Here is a 2,387-nt window from a genome sequence, read left to right on the forward strand (position 1 = left end):
CATCTGTGGCGCGCCCGGCTATCCTCCGGAGATGGAAACCCATCTCTTCATCTGTGGGCCGAGGGGATAACCACCCCTCGTAGGTACACCTGTCGCAAAGAGGCGATGGCAAGAGAGAGGCACCGTCGGTTGCATCTCTCTTGTCGGTCTCTCGCCGGACGACAAGGTCGATTTGGTCTTTGCCTCAGCGAGTCCGAACGTGATCAGTTCGCCGTTCATTGCCAGCTATCTTGTCCAGCACCGACTGATCAAGCCTGGATCGGTTGTTGCCGGACTGCTCGAGATCACGCCTCTGTCGGGCCGAAACTATAATTTCCTGGTGCGCGATCGAACGCTCGGTCTCGTCCTCAAGCAAGGCATCTGGCTCGAGGAGAATCGGAAAGCCTTCCAGGCCGAACGGCGGTTCTACCGCGAGATCGTGCCGCTGCTGTCGCCCGAACTCCAGGCGCAGATCCCGAGCGCCGTGCTCATCGATGATCACGAGGAGGTGCTTGGTGTCGAGTTCGTGCCTGACGCGGTGACGATGTTCCAGGCCTTGCAGGCCTTTCCGTCGCAAGCGGCCACCGTGGGCCGCCGTCTCGGAGAATTCATGGGGCGCCTGCACGGCGCGTCGACCGCGCTTGAATCATGCAAGGCCGGGCTTTCGCATGACGTGCCCTGGGCTCTCAAGCTGCACCGGCCCGGCGCCGCGAGCTTTCGCCTGGTCTCGCCCGGCAGCTACCGATGCCTCAAGGCCCTGCAGTGCCACGGCGAGCTCTGCGCGGCCATGCAGCGTCTCCAGGACGACTGGCGACCCGAATGCATCATCCATGGCGACATCAAGTCGGACAATCTGCTCTTTACAGTGGCTACGCATGGCGCGACCCGGACGCTGGACCGGCTGTCCGTCGTCGATTGGGAGCTTTGCCAGCTCGGTGACCCCGCGTGGGATATCGCGGGCTTCTTCCAGGGCATCTTCCTCTACTGGATCTTCTCGTTTCCGATCGTCGCGGCCCCGAGCCTCGATCGACTGGCCCAGTCGGCGAGCGTGCCGTTGATCGCCCTGCGTACGGCCGTGATCGAGTTTATGCGCGCCTATGCCGATGCTTGCGGCGCGCCATCGTCGCGCGAGACATTCGAACGCGCCTTCGTGCTCTCTGGCGCGCGGCTCGTCCAGTTCGCGGTGGAGTATGCCCAGCATCAGCACGAGCAGCACGCGCTGCAGCATTGCGAGATGGCGCTCCAGGTGGCGGAGCGCGCGATCTGCGTTCCCGGCTGGGCGCGGCATGCCCTGCTGGAAGCAACCGCGACAGCTCCGATGAGCATCCAATGACTCCGCAAGTTCATGCCGCGCTCTTCGATTGTGTCGACGCGATCAACGTGACGGGCGTCAACGAATACACGGCGTTCGGTCAGAAGAGAAACCTGGCGCCCGGCGTCGCCGGGTCGTCGCCGGGGCCGGAGGCAGGCGAGGGCGATGCCATCGTGGGGGCGATCGCCGAGGACATTTACCGGCGCATCTATGCAAGGCTGCAGGCCTCGCGCTACCCGGGATCGCGCGGCGAGCGCGTGCCCTTCGCCGCGCGCCTGTCCGCCGCAAACAGCAGCATGCGAGGCTGGGAGCCGGGCTGGTCGGTGCTGACGCGAACGGGAAGCGCCTGTGTCTTGCACCGGGATGGGCTGCGGATCCACGCGTCGACCTCGGAAATGTTCCCGAACCCGGACATCGAGGGCGTGCACAGGCCCTATCAGATCGACGTCGGGAAGGAGCTCTTCAACGTCATTCCCGGCTGGTACGTCGCTCTCGGCGAGACGCCGGATCCTTTCGACGAGCCGGACATCACGACGCGCGTGTACTTCAACATCGATGCGGCGGCCGGCGTCGAGCTGGTGGCGCGCTGCTGCGAGCAGCTGAACCGCTGCGGAATTCCTTTTCGCCTTAAGGTCCCCGACGATCCCGGCTCGTACGGACGAACCGATGCGGCCGTCCTCTATCTGCGCAAGCGCATCTATCGCGCCGGCCACGATGTGCTCCTTGGACTGTTCGACACCGTCAGGACGCGCGAGGGGATTCCAGCCTTCGCCAGGAAGATCGCCCGCGGGATCGCGGTCGCGGAGGATCCGGCGGACGGCAGCAGCTTCGGTCAGAGCCGCTCGCGCCTCGTCGCGCGCGGACTCTGGCGCGCCTTCGTGGCGCAGGCGGAGAGCCGCGAGGCAAGGCTTCGGCACGTCATCGGCGAGTTTCAGGGCGCAGGCCTGGATTGTGCCCGGCCCCATCTCGGCCCGCGCTCCGAGGACATTTACGAAAGCGCACGCCATGGGCGCTAAGACCAGCGCACGTCTTGAGGCGGTCCGGCGCATCGCAGACATGCTGTGCGGAACGGCGGTGTGGGATCACGAGAGCCACG

Annotated in this window: 2 protein-coding genes; both read left to right on the plus strand. The window is 65.3% G+C overall.

From position 1 onward, the window contains the following. Positions 1-199 precede the first annotated feature (199 nt). Positions 200-1,312, plus strand: a complete 1,113-nt coding sequence (locus C2U70_RS18845) for a phosphotransferase family protein (RefSeq protein WP_186294350.1) — start codon at positions 200-202, stop codon at positions 1,310-1,312. Then, on the plus strand, positions 1,309-2,307 hold the full coding sequence (locus tag C2U70_RS18850) for a T3SS effector HopA1 family protein (protein ID WP_140979926.1): 999 nt from the start codon (positions 1,309-1,311) through the stop codon (positions 2,305-2,307). Before C2U70_RS18845 ends, C2U70_RS18850 begins: the two co-directional genes overlap by 4 nt. The last annotated feature ends 80 nt before the right edge of the window (positions 2,308-2,387 follow it).

The organism is Bradyrhizobium guangdongense, from assembly GCF_006483445.1.
GTDB classification, from domain to species: Bacteria; Pseudomonadota; Alphaproteobacteria; order Rhizobiales; family Xanthobacteraceae; genus Bradyrhizobium; species Bradyrhizobium guangdongense_A.